The organism is Acidovorax sacchari (assembly GCF_042847045.1).
Lineage (GTDB): Bacteria > Pseudomonadota > Gammaproteobacteria > Burkholderiales > Burkholderiaceae_C > Paracidovorax > Paracidovorax sacchari.
The window spans coordinates 1,998,424-2,019,847 of sequence record NZ_AP035783.1 but is presented as its reverse complement, the minus strand read 5'-3'; the positions used below and the strand labels follow the sequence as shown (position 1 = coordinate 2,019,847).

General features: G+C 70.1%; 18 protein-coding genes. 6 read left to right on the top strand and 12 right to left on the bottom strand.

What is annotated here, in order from left to right; genetic code table 11:
• Window positions 1–173: 173 nt before the first annotated feature.
• The 6 genes from ACGHC0_RS09165 (at window position 174) to ACGHC0_RS09140 (ending at window position 9,060) form a co-directional block, all read left to right on the top strand.
• Window positions 174–1,631: an aldehyde dehydrogenase family protein gene (locus tag ACGHC0_RS09165; protein ID WP_405045338.1), complete on the top strand. Its 1,458-nt coding sequence runs from the start codon at window positions 174–176 to the stop codon at window positions 1,629–1,631.
• A gap of 47 nt (window positions 1,632–1,678) precedes the next feature.
• Window positions 1,679–2,350, top strand: a complete 672-nt coding sequence (locus ACGHC0_RS09160; protein ID WP_368354928.1) for a cytochrome b — start codon at window positions 1,679–1,681, stop codon at window positions 2,348–2,350.
• Between the two features lie 109 nt (window positions 2,351–2,459).
• On the top strand, window positions 2,460–3,863 hold the full coding sequence (locus ACGHC0_RS09155) for a DUF1329 domain-containing protein (protein ID WP_368354927.1): 1,404 nt from the start codon (window positions 2,460–2,462) through the stop codon (window positions 3,861–3,863).
• Window positions 3,864–3,893: 30 nt separating this feature from the next.
• Complete coding sequence (locus tag ACGHC0_RS09150; RefSeq protein WP_415268022.1) at window positions 3,894–5,546, top strand: DUF1302 domain-containing protein; 1,653 nt, start codon at window positions 3,894–3,896, stop codon at window positions 5,544–5,546.
• 138 nt (window positions 5,547–5,684) lie between these two features.
• Window positions 5,685–8,030 (top strand): RND family transporter, encoded by a 2,346-nt coding sequence (locus ACGHC0_RS09145; protein ID WP_415268021.1) that lies wholly within the window; start codon window positions 5,685–5,687, stop codon window positions 8,028–8,030.
• A 25-nt stretch (window positions 8,031–8,055) separates the two neighbouring features.
• Window positions 8,056–9,060 (top strand): WD40/YVTN/BNR-like repeat-containing protein, encoded by a 1,005-nt coding sequence (locus ACGHC0_RS09140; protein WP_415268020.1) that lies wholly within the window; start codon window positions 8,056–8,058, stop codon window positions 9,058–9,060.
• A gap of 87 nt (window positions 9,061–9,147) precedes the next feature.
• Here ACGHC0_RS09140 and ACGHC0_RS09135 read toward each other — a convergent pair whose 3' ends face one another.
• The 12 genes from ACGHC0_RS09135 to ACGHC0_RS09080 are packed head-to-tail and all read right to left on the bottom strand — an operon-like array spanning window position 9,148 to window position 21,321.
• Entirely contained in the window at window positions 9,148–9,762 is a 615-nt protein-coding gene (locus ACGHC0_RS09135) for a nitroreductase family protein (RefSeq protein WP_415268019.1), read from the bottom strand.
• Between the two features lie 44 nt (window positions 9,763–9,806).
• Window positions 9,807–11,255 carry an NAD-dependent succinate-semialdehyde dehydrogenase gene (locus ACGHC0_RS09130; protein ID WP_415268018.1) on the bottom strand — a complete coding sequence of 483 codons (1,449 nt, stop codon included), beginning with the start codon at window positions 11,253–11,255 and terminating at the stop codon, window positions 9,807–9,809.
• A gap of 23 nt (window positions 11,256–11,278) precedes the next feature.
• Window positions 11,279–12,700: an NAD-dependent succinate-semialdehyde dehydrogenase gene (locus tag ACGHC0_RS09125; protein WP_415268394.1), complete on the bottom strand. Its 1,422-nt coding sequence runs from the start codon at window positions 12,698–12,700 to the stop codon at window positions 11,279–11,281.
• Window positions 12,701–12,711: 11 nt separating this feature from the next.
• Window positions 12,712–14,403: a bifunctional 3-(3-hydroxy-phenyl)propionate/3-hydroxycinnamic acid hydroxylase gene (locus ACGHC0_RS09120; protein ID WP_415268017.1), complete on the bottom strand. Its 1,692-nt coding sequence runs from the start codon at window positions 14,401–14,403 to the stop codon at window positions 12,712–12,714.
• A 38-nt stretch (window positions 14,404–14,441) separates the two neighbouring features.
• On the bottom strand, window positions 14,442–14,738 hold the full coding sequence (locus ACGHC0_RS09115; protein WP_368354919.1) for an NIPSNAP family protein: 297 nt from the start codon (window positions 14,736–14,738) through the stop codon (window positions 14,442–14,444).
• A 21-nt stretch (window positions 14,739–14,759) separates the two neighbouring features.
• Entirely contained in the window at window positions 14,760–15,620 is an 861-nt protein-coding gene (locus ACGHC0_RS09110) for an alpha/beta fold hydrolase (RefSeq protein ID WP_415268016.1), read from the bottom strand.
• A 10-nt stretch (window positions 15,621–15,630) separates the two neighbouring features.
• Window positions 15,631–16,236, bottom strand: a complete 606-nt coding sequence (locus ACGHC0_RS09105; protein WP_368354917.1) for an amino acid synthesis family protein — start codon at window positions 16,234–16,236, stop codon at window positions 15,631–15,633.
• Between the two features lie 56 nt (window positions 16,237–16,292).
• Window positions 16,293–16,772 carry a VOC family protein gene (locus ACGHC0_RS09100; protein ID WP_368354916.1) on the bottom strand — a complete coding sequence of 160 codons (480 nt, stop codon included), beginning with the start codon at window positions 16,770–16,772 and terminating at the stop codon, window positions 16,293–16,295.
• Entirely contained in the window at window positions 16,765–17,823 is a 1,059-nt protein-coding gene (locus tag ACGHC0_RS09095) for a WD40/YVTN/BNR-like repeat-containing protein (protein ID WP_415268015.1), read from the bottom strand. The genes ACGHC0_RS09100 and ACGHC0_RS09095 overlap by 8 nt, the downstream gene beginning before the upstream one ends.
• A gap of 23 nt (window positions 17,824–17,846) precedes the next feature.
• Entirely contained in the window at window positions 17,847–18,641 is a 795-nt protein-coding gene (locus tag ACGHC0_RS09090; RefSeq protein WP_368354914.1) for an SDR family NAD(P)-dependent oxidoreductase, read from the bottom strand.
• Between the two features lie 58 nt (window positions 18,642–18,699).
• Window positions 18,700–20,280, bottom strand: coding sequence for an acetolactate synthase large subunit (locus ACGHC0_RS09085; protein ID WP_415268014.1), 1,581 nt, complete (start codon window positions 20,278–20,280; stop codon window positions 18,700–18,702).
• A 45-nt stretch (window positions 20,281–20,325) separates the two neighbouring features.
• Window positions 20,326–21,321, bottom strand: a complete 996-nt coding sequence (locus tag ACGHC0_RS09080) for a Bug family tripartite tricarboxylate transporter substrate binding protein (protein WP_368354912.1) — start codon at window positions 21,319–21,321, stop codon at window positions 20,326–20,328.
• Window positions 21,322–21,424 lie beyond the last annotated feature (103 nt).

Sequence of the window (21,424 nt, the reverse complement as noted above, 5' to 3'; positions counted from 1 at the left end):
GTGCGCATTCCGCCCTGCGCAAGCCCGCGCTGCGATGCATGCAGTTGCTGATTTGGGCTAACGCGGCCTGAAGGTCGAACCCGAAACTTCCGGCACCGTCACACAGCGCGTCAGCTCCGCAAGGAAGTTCTTGCGCGACATGTGTTTCCCACCTTTACAGAACACGCCGCCACATGCCCATGAACCACTCCCTGAAGCACTACATCAATGGCGCCCCCGCAGAGGCCTCCGACGGAGGCCGGATGGCGCTGGTGGATCCCGTGAACGAACAGGAATATGCGACGGCGGCGCGCGGTACCGCCGAGGACATCCAGCGCGCCGTCGCCGCCGCGCACGCCCAACTGCACGGCGGCGCATGGAGCCACCTCGGGGGTGCCCGGCGCGCCCGCCTGCTGCTGCGGCTGGCCGAGCTGGTGGAACGCGACACGGAACTGCTGGCCGACATGGACGCGCAGGCCATCGGCCGCTCGCCCATGGAGCCGCGCATGATGGACGTGCCCAATGCCGTGTCCCATCTGCGCGCAGCGGCGGGCTGGGCGAACCAGCTCGAAGGACGCACCATCCCGACCAGCGGGTACATGGGCATGCGCACACTCTCCTATACCGTGCGCGAGCCGGTGGGCGTCGTGGGCGCCATCGTCCCCTGGAACTCGCCGCTGATGATCACCACCTGGAAGCTGGCCGCCCTGCTCGCGGCCGGTTGCACCGTGGTGGTGAAGCCGTCGGAAGAGACACCCCAGTCCGCGCTGCACCTGGCCGCGCTGTGCAAGGAAGCCGGATTCCCCGATGGCGTGGTCAACGTGGTGACGGGCCATGGCACAGTGGCCGGCCGCGCGCTGTGCGAGCACCCCGACGTCGCCAAGATCAGCTTCACCGGCAGCCCCGAAGCCGGCCGCGCGATCCAGCAGATCGCAGGGGCGTCCTTCAAGCGCGTGACCCTGGAGCTGGGCGGCAAGAGCGCGCAGATCGTGTTCGGCGACGCCTCGTTCGAGCAGGCGCTGCGCGGCTGCGCACTGGGCCTGTTCGTGAACCAGGGCCAGGTTTGCGCGGCAGGCTCCCGCATCCTGGTGCAGCGCAGCCTGGCGCAGCGCTTCTCGGCCGCACTGGCCGAGGCCGCCGATGCCGTGGCCGTGGGCGATCCGCGCCAGCCGGGTGTGCAGATGGGGCCGGTGGCCAAGAAGGCGCAGTTCGAGCGCGTCAACCGCTACATCCGCATCGGGCTGGAGGAAGGCGCCGAACTGCTCGCGGGCGGTGTCTCGGCACCGGACAGGGGCTGGTTCGTGAAGCCCACGATCTTCGCCAACGCGACCAACGCCATGACCATCGCCCGGGAGGAGATTTTCGGCCCGGTGGGCACGGTGATCCCATTCGACACGGAAGAGGAAGCGATCGCGCTGGCCAACGACTCCAGCTACGGCCTCGCGGCCACGGTGTGGACGAACGACCTGGCACGCGCGCACCGCGTCGCGGCAGCGGTGCGCGTCGGCGCCGTGGGGGTCAATTGCTGGAGTCCGCTGGAGGCGAACCTTCCATGGGGCGGCGTGAAGACCAGCGGCATCGGGCGCGAGGGCGGGCTGTCCGGCGCCATCGCCTATACCGAAGAGAAGGTCATCACCATCCTTCTGCCCTGAGCAGGCGGCGGCGCAGCCCTCGATCCCTACGCGAAGAGAGAACACCCATGCGTTGGCGCAATACCCTCGATGCCTACGGCAGAGTCTCGATGCTGTTGCACTGGGCGATGGCCGCGGCTTTCATCGCCGCGTACGGAGTCGCCTACTACGTGATCTGGATCGTCGATCCCGAGACGAGCGTGCGCCCCCCGCTGTTCGGGTGGGCGCCCGATGCGCAGCGCGTGGTGCCGATCCTCAACATCCACTGGGTGCTGGGCATCACCATCGGCTTCCTGGTGCTGCCGCGGCTGCTGTGGCGCGTCTTCGGCACCACCCCGCGCCACATCGCGGCTTCGCGCCTGGAAGCGCTGGCGGCGGACACGGCGCACTGGGCGCTGTATGCCCTGCTGATACTGATGCCCGTCTCGGGCTACATGACCACGTACGACCCCACGAACTTCGGCCTGTTCGTCATCCCCGCCTGCCGCGACACGGCGTTCGCGGAATGGGTCCGCTCCCTGTTCGGGCTGACCACGCTACAGCTCGAGGACGCCATGTGGGCGGTCCACAGCTTCCTCGGCAAGCGGGTGGCCTGGGTGCTGGTGGCCCTGCATGTCGGCGCAGCACTGGTCCACCACTTCATCCGGCGCGACGAGGTGCTGCGCCGCATGCTGCCGTCCAGCCCGCGCGCGCCATCCCCGCCCGCCGCGGGCGCGCAACCACCGCCTGCGCCCCGCTAGCCCTCGCCGACAGCGGCGCCTTGCAGACATCCACCTGCCGCGGCCCGGACGGCCGCGGAGGCCACCGCACGCCATCACCGATCGAACACAGCCATCAACGGAGATTTCCATGTTCCACGAGAACCCACCCCGCTTCCCGCTCTCCCGCGCCACCTGCGCGGCCGTCCTCGCGGCCCAGTTGCTCGCGCCCCCCCTTGCTGCCGCGGCGGCCGACCTCGCCCAACTGGACAAGCTCACGCCGTCCGGCGCGGAAAAGGAGGGCAACAAGGACGGTTCCATTCCCGCATGGCAGGGCGCCGAAGCCCCGCAGGCCGGCTGGGAATGGGGCAAGCTGCGCGTGGACTACTGGAAGCACAAGGATGAAAAGCCGCTGCTGACCATCGACGCATCCAACGCGGACAAGTACGCCGACAGGCTCAGCGCCGGCCAGTTGGCCATGCTCAGGCAGCGCAAGGACTACCGGATGGACGTGTATCCGTCGCACCGCACCTGCGGCGTGCCGGATTTCGTCGCCGCCAACACCCGCAAGAACCTGGGCACCGCGAAGCTCAACGACGACGGCTGGAGCCTGAAGGAGGCCACCGTGCCCGGCTACCCGTTCCCCATCCCCTCCTCCGGCGTGGAGGCGATGTGGAACTCCAAGATGCGCTACCGCGGCGTGGGCATCGACTACAAGGGCACGATCACCGCGGTGTCGCCGCGGCGCGGCAGCACCGAATGGATCCGCGCCGATTCGGAACAGACCGTGTTCATCCCCTCCGGCGCGAAGGGCTCCACGCAGCTTTCCTCGCTGCCGCCCGTGGAGTTCTACGTGTATTTCGGCTACGTGGCGCCCGCGGCGCTGGCCGGCCAGGCCCTGGCGATCACGCAGTACATCAACCAGGCGGAGAACGAGACCTTCTACTACTTCCCCGGCCAGCGGCGCGTGCGGCGCATGCCCACCTATTCGCATGACGCGCCGCAGATCGGCATGGAGAACCAGTACACGCTGGACGAGCCCCAGGTGTTCAACGGCGCGCTGGACCGCTTCGACTGGAAGCTGGTCGGCAAGAAGGAAATGTACGTGCCCTACAACGCGTTCGGCGCGTTCGACTTCAAGGCGAGGTTCGAGGACGTCGCCAGACCGGACTTCATCGCGCAAACGCATCGGCGCTACGAACTGCACCGCGTGTGGGTGATCGAGGCGACGGTGAAATCCGGCATGCGCCACTCCGCGCCGAAGCGCACCATCTATCTCGACGAGGACAGCTGGGCCCCGGTGCTGATGGATGACTTCGACGGCCAGAACAAGCTGGCCAAGATGCGAGAAGGCTTCCTGATTCCCGTTTACGAGACCGGCAGCTGCGACGTGATGGCCATGGTGCAGAACAACCTGGCCGAAGGGCGCTACGTCTTCGACACCCATACGGTCGGCGTCGGCAAGGACATCCGCTGGTTCACCGAGCCCACCGGCCCGCGGTTCAAGTCCAGCTTCTACACCTCCGACAACCTCCGCGCCATCAGCGAGCGCTGAGGCCTGCACGCCCCGATCCAGGAGAACAGGATGACGACCTCCAAGCATTCCCTGCACCTGCGCACGACTGCGCTGGCCGCTGCCGCGCTGCTCGGCACCGGCGCGGACGCCATGACCTTCGAGACGGAGAACATCCGCGGAAGCTTCGACTCGACGGTCACCGTCGGCACCGGTATCCGCATGAAGGACCCGGCCTGCACCCTCGTCAACGCCGGCGCCACCGGCGACGGCGCCCCTGCGGGGTGCCTGGCGCCCACATCGGCCCTGGGGGACCAGGGCAACCTGAACTACGCCAAGGGCGATACCTTCACCACCTATCTCAAGGGCAGCCACGAACTGCTGCTGAAGCTGCCGTCCGACATCACCTTTCTCGGTCGGGTGAACTGGATCAAGGATTTCACCGCGTCGGACACGACCGGCTACCTGGCGGCGGGCGCGCCTTCCGGCCTGCGGGACGGCCTGGCGCCGGACGCGCGCCGCGACCTGCGGTTCAAGGCACGCCTGCTGGACCTGTGGGTGAGCAAATCCTTCGACATCGGCGAGCAGCGCGCGCGCGTGCGCATCGGCAACCAGGTGATCAACTGGGGCGAAAGCCTGTTCCTGTCCGGCGGCATCAACAGCACGAACGCGGTGGACGTGATGCGAGCCTCTCAACCCGGCACCCAGCTCAAGGAGGTGCTGCTGCCCGCGCCGATGGTGAGCGTCGCCAGCGGACTGGGCCATGGACTCAACTTCGAGGCCTACGTGCAGACGCACTGGAACGGCAACTACATGCCTCCCACGGGCAGCTACTGGTCCACCGCCAACGGCCTCGGCAAGGGCCACGACACCTACGGGCTCGTCGAGGCCAAGCCGAAGAACAGCGGGCAGTGGGGCGTGGCCCTGCGCTACCAGCCGGAAGACACTTCGCTGAACCTCGGCGCCTACGTGCTGAACTACCAGGACAAGGGGGCCAATTTCAGCAGCAACGTGAATGGCACGGGCCGCGCGGGCTGGACGTTCGCGGAGAACCGCCGGCTTTACGGCGTGAGCGCGAACATGCCCGTGGGCGACTGGTCCGTCGGCACCGAGCTGTCCTACCGGCCGCGCGACGCGGTGTCGCTGAACTCCGCCGCCACCGGATGCGCCTCCCAGGGTGGCAACTGCTGGGTGGACGAGAAGAAGTTCCAGTGGCACCTGACCGGCCTCTACAGTGTCACGCCCAGCAACGGCCAGTGGCTGCTGGACCTGCTGGGCGCCAGCACCGCCACCCTGATGGCGGAAACCGTGGTGGTGCGCTACCCGCACCTGAAGCAGTTCTACGGCGCCGACCCGATTTCCGCAGGCTCCTGGGGCTGGGGGCAGGAGTTCAACGCGGGGGCGTCGCCCTCGCCCGTGGGCTCGAAAACGGCGTGGGGCTACAACCTGGACTTCAGCTGGGTGTACGACGGCACGGTCATCCCCGGCTGGCAGGTGATCCCCGAAATCTACTACTTCCAGGCCGTCAAGGGCCGCACGCCCAACGCGGCCGGGCAGCTCATGGAGGGCGCGAAGTCGGTCAACCTCACGGTGAGCTTCGTGCAGAACCCCGCCAAGTGGCAGGCGTCGATCAACTACGCGGCCTTCTTCGGCGGCAAGCGGGTGTTCGACCAGCCGCTGCGCGACCGCAACTACCTGGGCTTCACCCTGTCGCGGAACTTCTGACGCGAGGGCGGCATGGCGCTGCAGGCCGTGCCGCCCGATGCGCCCTGCGCCCCTCCCGCACCTCCGCCCCCGACTGCCTGCCGAAAGCCGCCCGTGCCCGATTCCGCCCGCCCTCCCCGGTCCACCCTCGTCCGCGCCGTGCAGCGCGTCGAAAAGATCGTCTTCCGCCACCGGACGGCGCTGCTCGCCGCGCTGGTGCTCTTCACCGCAGTGATGGCCTGGTTCGCGGTCCAGTTGCGCATGGACGCGGGCTTCGAGAAGCAGATGCCCGTGGGGCACGAGTACATCGAGACCTTCAAGGAATACCGCAACGACGTGCTCGGCGCCAACCGGCTGAACATCGTGGTGAAGGCACGGCACGGCAGCATCTGGACGCCCGCCGCGCTGCAGCGCGTGTACGAGGTCACCCAGGCGGTCGGCTACCTGCCCAACGTCGAGCGGCTGGGCGTGCGCTCCGTCTGGACGCCCAACAGCTTCGTCAACGAGATCACCGAGGAAGGTTTCCGGGCCGACCCGCTGATCGACAGCACCATCACGCCCGGACAGCTCACGCCCGACTCCATCGTCGGCATCCGCCGCGCCGCCTCGCAGGGCGGATTCGTGGGGACGCTGGTCTCGCGCGACGAGACGAGCGCCATGGTCACCGCCGAGCTGCTGGAGGTGGGCGCCGACAACACGAAGCTGGACTACGTGGCCTACAACCACCTGCTGGAAGAGCGGATCCGCGCGAAGTTCGAGGATGCGGATTTCGAGATCCAGATCATCGGCTTCGCCAAGCAGATCGGCGACATCGCCGACGGCGCGCGCTCGGTACTGAAGTTCTGCGCCGTCGCCCTGGTGCTGACGGCACTGGCGGTGTACTGGTACTGCCGCTCGGTGCGCTTCACGCTGCTGCCGATCGTGTGCTCTCTCACCTCGCTGGTGTGGCAGTTCGGCACGCTCAAGCTGATCGGCTTCGGCCTGGATCCGCTCGGCGTGCTCGTGCCCTTCCTGGTGTTCGCCATCGGCGTATCGCACGGCGTGCAGCAGATCAACTTCATCGTGCGGCAGATATCGCACGGCCGCTCCAACTACGACGCCTGCCGCGACAGCTTCACCGGCCTGCTGATTCCGGGCTCGCTGGCGCTGGTGACCGCCTTCGTATCGTTCGTCACCCTGCTGCTCATCCCGATACCGATGGTGCGCGAACTGGCGATCACCGCCTCGCTGGGGGTCGCCTACAAGATCGTCACCAATCTCGTGATGCTGCCGGTGGCGGCCTCGTATTTCGACATCGGCAAGCGCTACGCCGACGCGGCGCTGGTGCAGCGCGAGCGGCGCTCGGGCTGGCTGCGCGTGCTCGCCCGCGTCGCGGAGCCGCGCAACGCCCTGCTGGTGCTGGCGGCCACGGCCGTGGTCTTCGCCGCCGCCGTCTGGCAAAGCCGCGACCGGGTGGTGGGCACGCTGCAGCCCGGCGCGCCGGAGCTGCGCGCGGACTCGCGCTTCAACCGCGACGCGGTCGCCATCTCAGGCAGCTACGACACAGGCCTGGACTGGCTGACCGTGGTCTTTGAGGCGCCGCCCGACAGCTGCGGCAACGTCAATGTCGGGCTCTACCAGGACCGCTTCACCTGGGCCATGCAGCCGGTGGAGGGCGTGCTCTCCGTGGCATCGTACGCGGGGCAGCTGCGGCTCTACAACGAGGGCTACAACGAAGGCAACCCGAAGATGGCGGTGATCCCGCTGGACCCCGGCAACTACGCGGCCCTGTCCACCGAGATCGCCCGCCTGCCCGGCATGATGCGCAAGGACTGCAGCATGACGGCGGTCCACCTTTTCCTGACCGACCACAAGGCGGCCACCATCCAGCGCGTGATCGACGCCGTGAAGCGTTTCCGGGAAAGCGACAGGCAGGACGGCATCGCCATCCGCCTCGCCTCGGGCAACGCCGGCGTGCTGGCGGCGATCGACGACGAGGTGGAAAAGAGCGAGTTGCCGATGATGCTCTACGTGTATGCCGCCATCATCGTGCTGGTGTTTTCGGTCTATCGCGACCTGCGCGCCGTCGTGGCCTGCTGCCTGCCGCTCACCGTGGGCACCTTCATCGGCTACTGGTTCATGAAGGAGCTGGAGATCGGCCTGACCGTGGCCACGCTGCCGGTGATGGTGCTGGCGGTGGGCATCGGCGTGGACTACGCCTTCTACATCTACAACCGGCTGCTGATGCACCTCGCCCACGGCCAGAGCATCGTCAAGGCCGTGGAATCCGCCATCCTCGAGGTCGGCACGGCGACCATCTTCACGGCCATCACGCTGGCCGTCGGCGTGGCGACCTGGTCGTTCTCGCAGCTGAAGTTCCAGGCGGACATGGGCAAGCTGCTGGCCTTCATGTTCATGGTGAACATGGTGATGGCCATGACGGCCCTGCCGGCGGTCGCCGTCTGGCTGGAACGCCTCTTCCCCCGCCGCAAGCCCGTGCAGGCCACCGGGCTGCAGCACGACTGATCCGCCCCTTCCCAGGACCCGCCCCATGCGCCCCAGCATTCCTCCCCTCCTGCTGTCTGCGGCCCTGTGCCTTCAGGGAGCCGTACTCGCCCAGCCCGTGCCCGCCACGGGCTCCGCTCCCGTGCCGGCCATCTCTGCGGCGCGGCAGGTTCCCTATGTCGCCCAGGCCATGGTGCTGGGCAGCGCCCTGGCGGGCTCCCGGCTGGTGGCGGTCGGCGACCACGGCGTGGTGCTGCTGTCCGACGATGGCGGCCGCACCCACCGCCAGGCCCGTTCGGTGCCCGTGGACGTGACACTGACGTCCGTGGCTTTCGCGGACGCGCACAACGGCTGGGCCGCGGGCCACGCCGGCGTGATCCTGCACACCGCGGACGGTGGCGAAACCTGGAGCCTGCAGCGCGAGGATCTGCACGAGGACCGCCCGCTCTTCGCCATGCACTTCTTCGACGCCGCACACGGCGTGGCGGTCGGCCTGTGGTCGCTGGTGCTGACCACGGACGATGGGGGCGCGACCTGGCACAAGGTGGAACTGCCTCCGCCGGACGGTGCCCGCAAGGCCGACCTGAACCTGCTGGGCCTGTTCGCGGACACCCGTGGCCGGCTCTTTGCCGCCGCCGAGAAAGGCACGGTACTGCGTTCGGACGACCAGGGCCGGAGCTGGGCCTACCTGCCCACGGGGTACCAGGGTTCGTTCTGGACCGGAGCGGCCACGCCGGACGGCACGCTGCTGGCCGCCGGGCTGCGCGGCTCCCTCTACCGCAGCGGCGACGACGGCCGCACCTGGCAGCGCGTGGAAACGCACAGCCAGTCCTCCATCACCGCGCTGCAGGCCCGGGGCAGCACTGTCGTGGGCGCGGGCCTGGACGGCCTGGTGCTGCGCAGCACCGACGGCGGCGCCACCTTCTCCACCGAAGTCCGGCCGGACCGGCTGGCCCTGACCAGCGTGGTGGCCGGTGCGGGCACGCCGGACCGGCCGGATGTGTTCTATTCGCGGCAGGGGCCGGTCGCGCCGAGCGCCACCGCCCGCTGACGCCACGCAGGCAAAGGAAAGCCCGCGGCGCCGGGCACGGCACCACGGGCAGTCCGTGGACCGGGCAGGGAGACCGCCTTCGGGCCGTCAGGCGCCCGAGGCCCCTGCAGGAAAGCGACCTTCCGAGGCCAGTTGCGCGAGTGGCAGGCGGCCGTTGGGCGACTCGCGCGACTGAAGTCCCTCGGGCAGCACGCCCTTGTCGCCACGGCGGCCGATCGCCACCACGGCGTGGATCGCATGGCCCTCGGGGACGGATGCGGCCTGCCGCACGGCGCCGGCATCGAAGCCGGCCATGGCATGCGCCGACCAGCCCGACAGCGTCGCCTGCAGCGCGAGGCTGGCCCAGGCAGCGCCCGCATCGAAGGCATGCCAGGCGTTGGGCGCGGGCGCGGACTCGCCCGGGAACACGGCCTGCTCGGCCGAGGCGATCACCACCAGGGCCCCGGCCCGCTGGGCCCACCCCTGGTTGAAGGGCTCCAGTCCCTGGAAGATGGGATCCCAGTTGGCCGTATCGCGCCGGGCGTAGATGAACCGCCAGGGCTGGGCGTTGTAGGCCGACGGCGCCCAGCGGGCGGCCTCGAGCAGGGCCAGCAAGGCGGGCTCGGGAATGGACTCGCCGGTGAAGGCGCGGGGCGACCACCGGTCGGTGAACACGCTGTGGATCGGGTGGTCGGGCTGCCGGGGCTGGAGGGATTGGGACATGGAAGACTCCTGGTTCTGGGGGAAAGGGATCGCGCTCGGCCGGATCAGATGCCGGCCATGTTGATGTACTTGAGGGTGAGGTAATCGTCCATGCCGTGGCGCGAGCCCTCGCGCCCCAGGCCGGACTGCTTGATGCCGCCGAACGGAGCCACCTCGTTGGAGATCATTCCCGTGTTCACGCCCACCATGCCGTACTCCAGGCGCTCGGCCACGCGCCATGCGCGGCCGATATCGCGGGCGTAGAAATAGCTCGCCAGTCCGAACTCGGTGTCGTTGGCCATCGCCACCACCTCGTCCTCGGTCTCGAAGCGGAACAGCGGCGCCAGCGGCCCGAAGGTTTCCTCGCGCGCCACGCGCATGCCCTGCGTCACGCCCGTGAGCACCGTCGGCTCGAAGAAGCTGCGACCCAGTGCATGGCGCCGCCCGCCCAGGGCCACCTGCGCGCCGCCGGCGACGGCGTCCGCGATGTGCTCCTCCACCTTGCGCACCGCGGCCTCGTCGATCAGCGGGCCGATCCGCACGCCCTCTTCGGCGCCCGGGCCGACACGCAGCGCCCGCAGGGCTTCCACGAGCTTGCGAGCGAACGCGTCGTACACGCGCGCGTGCACGTAGAGCCGGTTGGCGCACACGCAGGTCTGGCCGGCATTGCGGAACTTCGAGACCAGCGCGCCCTCCACCGCGGCGTCCAGGTCGGCATCGTCGAACACGATGAAGGGCGCATTCCCGCCCAGTTCCATCGATACCTTCTTCACGGTCGCCGCCGTCTGCTGCATCAGCTGCCGGCCCACTTCGGTGGAGCCGGTGAAGCTCAGCTTGCGCACGAGCGGATTCGTCGCCAGCTCGGTGCCGACCTCCCGGGCCGGTCCGGTGACCACCGACAGCACGCCCGGCGGAATGCCCGCGCGCTCGGCCAGCGCCACCAGCGCGAGCGCGGTGAGCGGCGTCTGGCTGGCGGGCTTCACGACCATGGTGCAGCCGGCCGCCAGGGCCGGCCCGGCCTTGCGGGTGATCATCGCAGCCGGGAAATTCCACGGCGTGATGGCGGCACACACGCCCACGGGCTCCCGGACCACGACGATGCGCTGCGACGCCACGGGGGCAGGAACGGTCTCGCCATAGACCCGCTTCGCCTCCTCGGCGAACCACTGGATGAAGGAGGCCGCATAGCCGATCTCGCCGCGCGCCTCGGCCAGGGGCTTGCCCTGCTCCGCGGTCATGATGCGTGCGAGGTCGTCCTGGTTCGCCAGCACCAGCGCATGCCAGCGCGCGAGCAGCGCGGCGCGCTCGCCGGCCGTGCGCGCGCGCCACGCGGGCAACGCGCGGTGCGCCGCCTCGATGGCCTCGCGCGTTTCCGGAGCGCCCATGCGGGGCACATGGGCCACGGTGGCGCCGGTGGCGGGGTCGGCCACGGCCAGGGTGCGCTCGCTGGCGGTCCAGCGGCCGTCCACGAAGCAGCGGTCGCGCAGCAGGGAAGGATCTTGCAGATTCAGCATAAAGAAGGCCGTACCGGGCCGGTTCAGAGTTGGGTGACCATCTTGGTCACGAGAAAGCTGTCGAAGGACTCCGTGCCGCCCTCGCTTCCGAAGCCGCTGTCCTTCACGCCGCCGAAGGGCAGCTCGGGATGGGCCATGCCGGAATGGTTGATGTTGACCATCCCGGCCTCCAGCCCGCGGGCCACGCGCGTGGATACCGGCAGCGATTGCGTGAAGACGTACGACGCCAGCCCGAAAGGCAGCGCATTGGCCTGGCGCAACGCTTCGTCCACGGTGTCGAAGCGCGCGAGCACCGCCAGGGGACCGAACGGCTCTTCCCGCAGAATGCGTGCACCCGGGGGCACGTCCTGCAGCACGGTAGGCGCCAGGAAATGGCCCCGCCCACGCACGCGCTGCCCGCCGGTGGACGCCCTCGCGCCCGCACCGACGGCGTCGTCCACCAGGCCCTGCACCGCCTGCAGCCGGCGCGCATGGATGAGCGGCCCCATCTGCACGCCCTCCTCCAGGCCGGAGCCCATCTTCACCGCGCCCAGCGCTTCGATGAAGCGCTCCGCAAAGCGGCCGTAGATGCCGGATTGCACGAAAAAGCGCGAGGGCGACACGCACACCTGCCCGGCGTTGCGCACCTTCATGCGCGCCAGCGCGGCGGCGGCCTGGTCCACGTCGGCGTCGTCGAACACCAGCACGGGGGCATGGCCGCCCAGTTCCATCGTGGTGCGCTTGAGGTGGGTTCCGGCCAGCGCGGCGATCTGCCTGCCCACGGGCACCGAGCCCGTGAACGACACCACCCGCACGCACGGCGATTCGATCAGTTGGCGGGAGATGTCCGCCGGCACGCCCCAGACCAGATTGAGCGCGCCCGGGGGCAGCCCCGCGTCGTGGAACAGCCGCGCCAGCGCGACAATGGCGCTGGGCGATTCCTCGGGCCCCTTGAGGACCACCGTGCAGCCCGCACCCAGCGCGGCGGCCAGTTTCTTGGCCGCCTGCCCGAACGGAAAGTTCCAGGGGCTGAATGCGGCCACCACTCCTGCGGGTTCGCGCACCACCCACTGCCGCACCGACGGATGGCGGGACGGCACCACGCGGCCGTAGATGCGCCGGCATTCCTCCGCGTGCCACTCCAGGTGCTCCGCGGCATTGAGCACTTCGGCCACCGCCTCGGGCAGGGGCTTGCCGTTGTCCAGCGTGATGCCATGCCCGATGTCCTGGGCGCGCTCCCGCGCGAGGTCGGCGGCCTTGCGCAGCACGGCGGAGCGCTCCAGGGGCGAGCTGTCGCGCCAGGCAGGGAAGGCGCGGTGCGCGGCCTCGATCGCCGCCTCGACCTCGGCGGGCCCGGCCCAGGGCAGGTGCCCCAGCACGTCGAGCGTGGCCGGGTCGTGCACGGGCTGCCCGGCACCGCCGCCCTGGAAGCAGCCGCCGATGAACAGGGAAAGCTCGGGGTACATCGCGGACTCCGTCATGCCGTCAGGGCCGGCTCTGCCCCGGGGTGAAGCATGGTCTGCGAAGCGGCGCCCGCCCGCGCCCCGGCCACCCGGGACATCCCGGGCGGAAGCACGGCATCGCAGAAGGCGGCGAGTTGCACTGCCGCATCGCCCCGGCGGCCCGCGGCCGCCACGAATCGGTCGGGACGGATCAGCACCCAGTCCACGCCCCGGTCCTGGAACCAGAAATGCAGCGTGTTCTCCACGTCCTCGATGCGCCCCCCGCGGTCCGGCGCGCAGGCATCCGCCGCGGCGCCGCGCGAGCGCACGGCCACGTAGCGCCCGCAGCCCAGCCGCTCCAGTTGTGCCAGCAGGCCTTCGGGCGCACCGGCCAGCGCATCCTCGCACCAGCTCAGCACGGCGAAGCGCGGGCCGACCACGTCGTCCAGCCGCTGGTGGCGGCCGGGCGCGCACTCCACCACAGGCTGGATGAACATGCGGCCGACCGCCTCGTCGCGGCGCGCGTCCCCACTGTCCTGCACGATGCCCCGCGTGAAGCGTGGCATCGGCTTGAACTTCATCTGCAGCACGTAGTCGCGCACGCGCGGGATGTTGCGCACCGACAGGAAGAATCGGTCGCGCAGCCAGGCCAGGGCACGGTTGCGCTGCGACAGCATGGCGCCGAACAGGTCCGCGAGGTCGATCATCGCCCTGGCATGCGCATGGCGCTCGTCGTGGTAGCTCGAAAGCAGCTCCGGCCGCAGGCGCCCCTGCAGGATCCAGGCAAGCTTCCACGACAGGTTGAACGCATCGCGCAGCCCGGCGTTCAGTCCCTGGCCGATCCATGGCGGGGTGATGTGCGCCGCGTCGCCCGCCAGGCATACGCGGCCGACCACGAACGATCCCGCGACCCGCGAGTTGTGGGTGTAGACGCGCGCCCGGATCACGTTCAGCGACTCGGGATGCGCCACGTGCCGGCCCAGCAGTTCGCGCACCTTTTCCGGGGCCAGCATCTGCTCGCCATCCTCGCCAGGGAACAGCATGAACTCCCAGCGCCGCAGGCCGTACGGCAGGCGCAGGCACACGTAGGGCCGCCCGGGGTCGCAATGCAGCGCCGTGTAGGGCGCGTCCAGCGGATCCTGGTCGCACTCGATGACCACCCATTTCGCGGGATGGGTGCGCCCCTCGAAAGGCAGCTTCAGGATGCCCTCGCGCACGCGGCTGCGCCCGCCGTCGCATCCCACCAGATACTGCGCACGCACCCGGTGCTCCACGCCTTGCGCGTCGCGCAGCACGGCGGTCACGCCGTGCCCGTCCTGCTCCAGGTCCAGCAGTTCCGTCTCCAGTCGCAGGTGCACGTGCGCGAAGCGCTGCAACCCTTCGCGCAGCACCGCCTCGCCCAGCGGCTGGGAAAACAGGTTGCGCCGGAACCAGCCGAACTCTCGCGTGCTGGGCAGGATCTCCGCGAAGCAGCGGCGCGACGCGGTGTACATGCGCATCGGCACGTTCTGGATCATGTCGCGCAGCATGCGCTCGGCCAGGCCTGCCGCCTGGAAGGTGCGCAGCGCCTCGTCGTCGAGCCCGACCGCCCGCGGGTAGTCGAGCACCTGCGGACTGCGGTCCACGGCCAGGACGGACACGCCGTAGCCGCCCAGCAGGTTCGCGATCGTGGCCCCGACCGGTCCCGCGCCGACGACGAGGACCTGGACTTCAGTGGGAAATGTCATTGCCTTGCAGCCTTTCGTGGACACACGCCCCAGGCCGCTCAGGCCGGGCTGAGCAGCCGGCTGTCCTGGCTCACCAGCAGGTGGCGCACCGACTTGCGGAATTCGGTGAAGGCCGGGTCGGCGATCAGCTGCGCGCGACGGCGCACGCGCTCGTCGTAGCTGTCGAAGACCCAGTGGTAGATGAGCTGGTTCAGGTCGCCGCTTTCCGGCGTGAGCACCGCCACCAGCCCGCCCAGCAGGCGGGTCTGCACCTCGCGGCCCGCCTCGTTGTACAGGCGCAGGTATTCACGAGTGCCGCCAGGCACCAGGGTGTAGGTCCGGATTTCGTGGATCATGGAACTCTCTCTTTTTGGGAATCAGGCCGGGGCGTATGCCGCGGCGCTTCGCAGGAATCCGGCCACCGCCTGCGCGAAAAGCGCGGGCTGGTCGTCGTGGATGTAGTGCCCGGCATCCGGGATCTCGATGGCCTCGACGCGCGGGTTCAGCGCGCGCATGCGCTCGGCCATGGCCGGCTGCAGGTAGTCGGAGTGCCCGCCCCGCACCACCAGCGTGGGGCACGCGATCGCGCGCAGGCTGGCCTCCAGGTCCACCGCACGCATGGGATCGGGATGCAGGCGGGTCGCGGTGATGCCCGCATGGTCGTAGCGCCAGGTGAAGCCGCCCTGCGGCAGCGGCGAGAGCATGCTCTGCAGGCGCTGCAGCCGTGCCTCCTCGGTCACCGTGGGCCGCAACGCGCGCATGAAGTCCGCCGCCGCCTGCCAGTCCGGGAACGACGCGGGCGTCATGGCCAGCTCCCTGCGGATGCGGGTCGCGCCCTCGCTGGCGTCGAAGGCCCCCGGGCCGGCATCCTCGATCACCAGCCGCCGCACGCGCCCCGGGTGCCGGCCCGCATAGACGATGGCGTTCATCCCTCCCATCGAATGGCCCAGCAGGTCGAAGGCAGCCAGGCCCAGCGCATCCACGATGCCCTCCAGGTCGGCCACGTAGGTGTCCGTGTAGTAGTCGCCCGCCGGATCCCAGTCGGTCTGGCCACGGCCCCGCTGGTCGAAGGCGATCACGCGGAAGTCCGGCTGCAACGCGGCGGCCAGGCCCGCGAAGGTCTCGGCATAGCCACGGATGCCGTGCAGCATCACCACGGGCCGGGCCGCCGGGTCACCCCACTCGGTGAGGTGGAACCGCAGCCCCCTCAGGGACATCACCTGTTCGCGCCGTTCCATGGCCCCCCCCTCAGACCAGGCCGTCCCGGCCCTGGATTTCCGAGGCCTTCAGTCCGCCCAGGCGGGCGTTGAGCCGGCCGCGGGTGGCGAAGGCCCAGATCAGCACCACCTCATCGCGGTTGGGACCGTCCGCGAACTGCGCGGTGACGGTGTCGTAGTGCGAGCGCACGTACAGCGCGTCCTTGTGCGCGAGCGGGATGTCGATGGACGTGCCCGGGCCGCCGCGCTTGCCGGACGACGGCACCCAGGACTTCCCGCCCCCGATGGCCTCGCGGATGGGATTGGCCGCGGGGTTCGTGAGCAGCGCGTTGCCGTGCTCGTACTCGCCGTCGATGCCCACCACGATCGCCTTGCCGTAGCTCTCGATCGCGCGGCCCCCGGCGGCCTCCTGGATGCGCCGGCCGAACTCGCGGCCCAGCTCCGGGGACGGATCGATCCAGGACGACAGGTCCGGCTCGTAGCGGCCCGCGAACGGGTTGTGGAGGCACGCGGCGATGACGATCTTGCGCAGCGGTTCGCCGTCCGCGGGGGCGCCGGTCTCGCCCGCCAGCGTGTCCTCGATCTGGAGATACCACTTGCGGATGTGGAAAACGCTGAAATTGGCAGCCTTGGTCATGGTGTCGAAAGAATGGAAATGAATGGAAGGAAGGACGGAAGGCGGCGCGGGCCGCGTCAGTCGTATAGAGGCTCCAGCCGGAACGGCTCGCTGGGCGCGTGGTGGGCCTGCAGCACGCGCTTGCCCTCCTCGTCGTCGTGGACCATCTCCAGAAAGAACTCGAAGCGGTGGCCGTCCGGGTCGTTGAAGTACAGGCCATAGCCCACCTTGTGGTCCGTGGTCTTCACCACCTCCACGCCGGCGCGCAGCAACTGGCCGTAGAGCCGGCGCAGTTCGTCCATGTCGCCCTCGATCTCCAGGCCGTAGTGCTGCAGCGCACAGCCTCCCACCACCTGCCCCGGCTCGGGCTTGATCAGCGCGATGTCGTGGTGCTTGCGGCCGAAGCTCATGAACACCCAGCGCTCGCCCCGGGCGGTTTCCTGCATGCCCAGGATGCGCTCGTACCAGGCCGCCGAGGCGAACGGGTCGGTCACGAACAGCGACAGGTGGGTGCGGCGGATGCGGGGGCGCACCACCCCGACTCGGGCTTCAGTCATGGTGGGGCTTCGCTCCGAGGGTGGACTTCGGGTGGGCCTTCACGGCGGCGGCGACGGGCGTCCACGCCACGGCCGTGATCTCGCTGAAATCGCGCCAGTCCTTGAACCAGCTCCTGCCCCCGTCCATCGAACGGAACAGGTGGCCGTACTTGGTTCCCGCGAACACCAGGTCGGGATCGGCGGCGTGGGTGCCCAGCGCCCAGAACGTCGAATTGGGCACGGCATGCAGCAGCGACGGGCTCCAGGTTCGGCCGCGGTCCTGCGAGCGGTAGAGCTGAGTGCGCGTGCCCGGCGTGCCGTCGCCGATGGCGGCCAGCAGCACCTCGCGATCGCCCTCCAGCGGCGTGAGGATGCGCGTGTAGTACATGCCGTCGAAGCGTTCGGCGGAGCTCTCCGCGGCCCAGGGGCCGGCCGGACCCTCGGTGCTCGTGTAGACCGAGTTGACCGTGGCGATGATGTGCGTCTTGGGCCGGCCGCCGGCCGCGGGCAGGATGCGGATGCAATGGATGTCGCTGTTGGCGATGCCGCTGTCCGCATCGTCCACGCGCCGCCAGGTGTCGCCCCGGTCCGTGCTCTGCCAGGCCCCGCCCTCCTCCACGCCGAACCACACGGAGCCGTCGTCCGGGTCCACCGCGATCGCGAGGATGCGGGGGCGGTTCACGCCCGCGCAGAACTCGGGCAACTCGATGGGCAGGCGCGTCCAGCTCGCGCCGCCGTCCAGCGAGCGGAACATCACGGCCCGCGACGGGGCGCCCGTGCCCGCATAGATGGTGCGCGCGTCGCGTGGATCGATCGCCAGCGCCCACACGTGCATGCCGTCGGCCGGAGACTCCAGGCGCCGGAAATGCGCGCCCGCGTCCTCGCTCAGGCAGATGCCGGCATCCGCGCCCGCGAAGATCCGGTTCGGATCGTGCGGGTCCACCAGCAGGCTGCGCACCACGCCGTCGAATTCGATGGCCTCCTTCAGGCCGAGGCGGTGCCAGCTCGCGCCGTCGTCCGCGCTGCGCAGGATGCCCTGCCCTGCGGTTCCCACGAGAATCGTTCCCTGCATGATCGGGTCCTCCTTGGATGCGTTCAGATGAAGATGCCGCGGGTGATGCCGCCGTCCACCGCGATGGATTCGCCGGTGATCGCACCGGCGCGCTCGGAGGCGAGGAACAGCACCGCGTCGGCGATCTCCTCCGGCTGAAGCACGCGGCGGATCGGCGTGGCCTTGGCGTAGTTGGCCTCGACCTGCTCCGGCGTCAGGCCCTGCAGGCGCGCCTCCTTGGCGTAGAGCTCGTGGATGTGCGGCGTCTCCACCACGCCGGGGTGGATCACGTTCACGGTGATGCCCGAGGGGCCGAGCTGGTCGGACAGCGTCTTGGTGAGGTGGCAGATCGCCACGTTGCGCATGCCCGAGAGCTGCTTGCTGCCGCGGCCCGTGAGGCCGCCGATGTTGATGATCCGGCCGAACCCGCCCTGCCTCATGTGCGCCGCCGCGGCCTTGGCGCAGCGCATGTAGCCCACCACCTTGATGTTGATGTCCTCCAGCAGGCCTTCCGGATCGGCGTTCTCGATCTCGCTGCGCACCAGCCCGCCCGGATGCGCGGCGCCGTTCACGAGGATGTCGATGCGCCCGAAATGCGCCGCCACGCGGGCCATCATGGCCTCCACCTGCTCGGTGCTGCTCACGTCCGCAGGCGCCGCGAGGATCTCCACGCCCGTCTTCCCGCCGATCTCGCGCGCGGCCTGCTCCAGCGCGCCCTGGCTGCGGGCCACGATCGCCACGCGCACGCCCTCGGCCGCCAGCGCCTCGGTCACGGCCCGGCCGATGCCGAGGCTGCCTCCGGTCACCACCGCGACCTTGCCCTTCAGTTTCAGATCCATTGCACACTCCTTTGGATGGATGGAAGGCCGCGGCACGCGCCCCGGCCGATGAACCCCGTCACAGCGCCATCTCGATCAGCGCCGGACCCTTGCGCCCGAGCGCGCGCCGCAGCTCCCCGGCCAGCGCCTGGGCCGTGGACACGCGCGCCGCCGGTACGCCGTACGACTGCGCCAGCCCCACCCAGTCGATGCGGGGGTGGTCCAGCGCCGTCAGCGCCTCGGCGCGCGCGCCCAGCGTGCCGCCGTCGCGGCGCAGTTCGTTGCGCAGGATCGCGTACTGGTGGTTGGCCGCGATCAGCACCACCACGTCCAGCTGCTCGTGGGCCAGCGACCACAGCGCCTGGATGGTGTATTGCGTGCTGCCGTCCGACAGCAGCCCCACCACCGGGCGGTCCGGGCAGGCGATGGCCGCGCCCAGCGCCACCGGCAGGCCCTGCCCGATCGCGCCGCCGGTGTTGGTGAGCGTGGTGTGCGGCCGCGCGGCCGCCGAAGCGGCGTAGAACGGATAGCCGCAGGTGCCGCCTTCTACCGACACGATGGCGCGCTCCGGCAGCTCGCGCGCCAGCACCGCCGCGATGCGCGCCGGCGTCAGCTCGCCTTCCGGCTGCAAGGGCATCTCCGCCGCGGGCGCTTCGTAGGCCGGTGCTCCCAGCGCGTCCGCCAGCTGTTCCAGCCGTTCGGCCACGGCATGGCCCGGCGCTGCCAGCACCAGCAGCCGCTCCGCCGGCACGAGCGCGCTCGGATGGCCCGCATAGCCGAAGTACGTGATGGGCGGCAACGCGCCGGCCAGTACCACGAGGTCCGCCTCATCCAGCACGGCGCGCGCCGGCTCGGGGAAGTACGGCAGCCGGTCGAAGGCGGGCAGGCCCTGGCCGCGTTCCGACCGGGCAGGAAAGGTCTCGGCATAGGCCGAAGCGCCCAGTTGCCCGCACAGCCGCGCTGCGGCGCGTTGGGCACGCGCGCCCAGGCCGCTGTGCTCGCCGCCGCCGCCCAGCAGAAACACCACGCGGCCCGCCACGCGCAAACGCGCCAGGGCCTGCCCGGGGTCATAGCCGTCCGCCGCGCCCTCCGTGGCGGAGCGGGCGAATATCCGCTCCGCGGACTGGGGCGCGTCCGCGGTGGACTCCGGCAGCGCCGCGGCCTGGAAGTCCGCCGGGAAGATCAGCGTGGCGCCCTGCCCGCCCCGAGCCAGGCTCTCGCTCACCGCTTCCTCCGCCGCCTGCGCGCATTCCTGCACGCCGCCGATGCGGCGCACCCAGCCCGATACCGGCCGCGCCAGCGATTCGATGTCCGAGGTCAGCGGCGCATCGTAGGGCAGGTGCCAGCTCGTGTGGTCGCCGATGACATTGACGATGGGCGTGTGCGCACGCCGTGCGTTGTGCAGGTTCGCGATGCCGTTGGCGAAGCCGGGCCCCAGGTGCAGCAGCGTCGCGGCGGGCCGGCCGCTCATGCGGCCGTAGCCGTCCGCAGCGCCCGTGCACACGTTCTCCTGCAGGCCCACCACGCAGCGGATGCCGTCCTGGTGCTCCAGCGCGCGCACCAGGTCGAGTTCGGTGGTGCCGGGATTGGCGAAGCAGGTATCCACCCCTTCGGAGGCGAGCGCGGTCCACAGCGCGTGCGCGCCGGTCACTGGATTCATGGTCTTGGGTCCTTTGGAGAAATTCGGAAAGCGCGCGCGGCCTGGCTACTGCACCTGGATGTGCCGCTCGCGCACCAGCCGTCCGATGCGTTCGGCGTCGGCCGCGATGCGGGCGTCGAGCTCTTCCGGTCGCGATGCGCCGACCCGCAGCCCGCGTTCGGACGCCCAGGTCCGCAGCGCGGGGGCGGACAGCACCTTGTCCAGCGCCGCATGCATGCGGGCCAGCACCTGGGGCGGCGTGCCGGCGCGGGCATGCAGCGAATACGAGGTGGACAGCAGCATGCCCGGGGCTCCGGCCTCGGCGACGGTGGGCACGTCGGGCGCCACCGGCGTGCGCTTGTCCGCGCCCACGGCGAGCAGCTTCAGCGAGCCCTTGCGCACGTGCGGCAGCAGGGCTTCCACGCCGCCGGAAGTCGCGTCCACCTGCCCGCCAAGCAACGCCGGGATGACCTCGGCCAGCGCCTTGTAGGGCACGTGCAGGAACTGCACTCCCGTGCCGGCCTGCAGCAGTTCCATGTTCAGGTGCATCACGCTGCCCACGCCGCCGGTGCCGAAGGGCACCTGCCCCGGGCGCGCCTTGGCGTAATCGATGAACGAACGGAAGTCAGCGGCCGGCACGCGCGCGCTCACCACCAGGTAGAGATCCACGTCGGCAATGTTGCTGACCGACACGAAGTCCTTCCCGGGATCGAACGGCAGTGGCTTGTAGAGCAGCGGGTTCACGGACAGCGTCAGCCGGTCCACCAGCAGGAAGGTGTGGCCGTCGGCCGGCGCCTTGGCCACTTCGCCCGTGCCGATGATGGCGTTGGCGCCTGGCTTGTTCTCCACGACGAAAGGGGCCTTCAGTTCCCGGGCGAGGCCCTCGGACACCAGGCGTGCCATCACGTCGGGACCCGTGCCGGGGGGATAGGGCACGACGATGCGGATCGGCCGCGCGGGCCATTCCACACCCGCCTGCGCGTGCGCCATGCCCGGCGCCATGCACGCGGACAGCCACACCGCAGAGACAGCACAGGCCTGCCGCAAGAAATGCCTTTTCATCACCCACCTCCAGCACCCGACGTTGACGCCACGGACGAAAGGGCCGGGCAGGTCTTCCTCCTGAGAAAAGAGACACCCGCCACTGCAATTCATCCACCGATTT

Excerpts from the sequence above, each read along its gene's own strand:
- ACGHC0_RS09165 (WP_405045338.1), top strand. The coding sequence starts at position 174 with ATGCCCATGAACCACTCCCTGAAGCACTACATCAATGGCGCCCCCGCA.
- ACGHC0_RS09160 (WP_368354928.1), top strand. The coding sequence starts at position 1,679 with ATGCGTTGGCGCAATACCCTCGATGCCTACGGCAGAGTCTCGATGCTG.
- ACGHC0_RS09155 (WP_368354927.1), top strand. The coding sequence starts at position 2,460 with ATGTTCCACGAGAACCCACCCCGCTTCCCGCTCTCCCGCGCCACCTGC.
- ACGHC0_RS09150 (WP_415268022.1), top strand. The coding sequence starts at position 3,894 with ATGACGACCTCCAAGCATTCCCTGCACCTGCGCACGACTGCGCTGGCC.
- ACGHC0_RS09140 (WP_415268020.1), top strand. The coding sequence starts at position 8,056 with ATGCGCCCCAGCATTCCTCCCCTCCTGCTGTCTGCGGCCCTGTGCCTT.
- ACGHC0_RS09135 (WP_415268019.1), bottom strand. The coding sequence starts at position 9,762 with ATGTCCCAATCCCTCCAGCCCCGGCAGCCCGACCACCCGATCCACAGC.
- ACGHC0_RS09130 (WP_415268018.1), bottom strand. The coding sequence starts at position 11,255 with ATGCTGAATCTGCAAGATCCTTCCCTGCTGCGCGACCGCTGCTTCGTG.
- ACGHC0_RS09125 (WP_415268394.1), bottom strand. The coding sequence starts at position 12,700 with ATGTACCCCGAGCTTTCCCTGTTCATCGGCGGCTGCTTCCAGGGCGGC.
- ACGHC0_RS09120 (WP_415268017.1), bottom strand. The coding sequence starts at position 14,403 with ATGACATTTCCCACTGAAGTCCAGGTCCTCGTCGTCGGCGCGGGACCG.
- ACGHC0_RS09115 (WP_368354919.1), bottom strand. The coding sequence starts at position 14,738 with ATGATCCACGAAATCCGGACCTACACCCTGGTGCCTGGCGGCACTCGT.
- ACGHC0_RS09110 (WP_415268016.1), bottom strand. The coding sequence starts at position 15,620 with ATGGAACGGCGCGAACAGGTGATGTCCCTGAGGGGGCTGCGGTTCCAC.
- ACGHC0_RS09105 (WP_368354917.1), bottom strand. The coding sequence starts at position 16,236 with ATGACCAAGGCTGCCAATTTCAGCGTTTTCCACATCCGCAAGTGGTAT.
- ACGHC0_RS09100 (WP_368354916.1), bottom strand. The coding sequence starts at position 16,772 with ATGACTGAAGCCCGAGTCGGGGTGGTGCGCCCCCGCATCCGCCGCACC.
- ACGHC0_RS09095 (WP_415268015.1), bottom strand. The coding sequence starts at position 17,823 with ATGCAGGGAACGATTCTCGTGGGAACCGCAGGGCAGGGCATCCTGCGC.
- ACGHC0_RS09090 (WP_368354914.1), bottom strand. The coding sequence starts at position 18,641 with ATGGATCTGAAACTGAAGGGCAAGGTCGCGGTGGTGACCGGAGGCAGC.
- ACGHC0_RS09085 (WP_415268014.1), bottom strand. The coding sequence starts at position 20,280 with ATGAATCCAGTGACCGGCGCGCACGCGCTGTGGACCGCGCTCGCCTCC.
- ACGHC0_RS09080 (WP_368354912.1), bottom strand. The coding sequence starts at position 21,321 with ATGAAAAGGCATTTCTTGCGGCAGGCCTGTGCTGTCTCTGCGGTGTGG.